General features: G+C 58.3%; 1 rRNA gene. It reads right to left on the bottom strand.

Features of this window, described 5'->3' with window-relative positions:
- Nucleotides 1–300 (bottom strand): 16S ribosomal RNA (locus EEX84_RS16440); the annotation flags it as partial.

Genomic DNA, 300 nt, shown 5'->3' with positions numbered 1-300 from the left:
CGCTTGCCACCTACGTATTACCGCGGCTGCTGGCACGTAGTTAGCCGTGGCTTTCTGGTGAGGTACCGTCAAGGTGCCAGCAGTTACTCTGGCACTTGTTCTTCCCTCACAACAGAGTTTTACGATCCGAAAACCTTCTTCACTCACGCGGCGTTGCTCCGTCAGACTTGCGTCCATTGCGGAAGATTCCCTACTGCTGCCTCCCGTAGGAGTCTGGGCCGTGTCTCAGTCCCAGTGTGGCCGATCACCCTCTCAGGTCGGCTACGCATCGTCGCCTTGGTGGGCCGTTACCCCACCAAC

The sequence above is a fragment of the Planococcus salinus genome (assembly GCF_003719725.1).
Taxonomy (GTDB): domain Bacteria; phylum Bacillota; class Bacilli; order Bacillales_A; family Planococcaceae; genus Planococcus; species Planococcus salinus.
The sequence above is the reverse complement of the archived record's forward strand: the minus strand, read 5'-3'. Positions and strand labels throughout refer to the sequence as shown.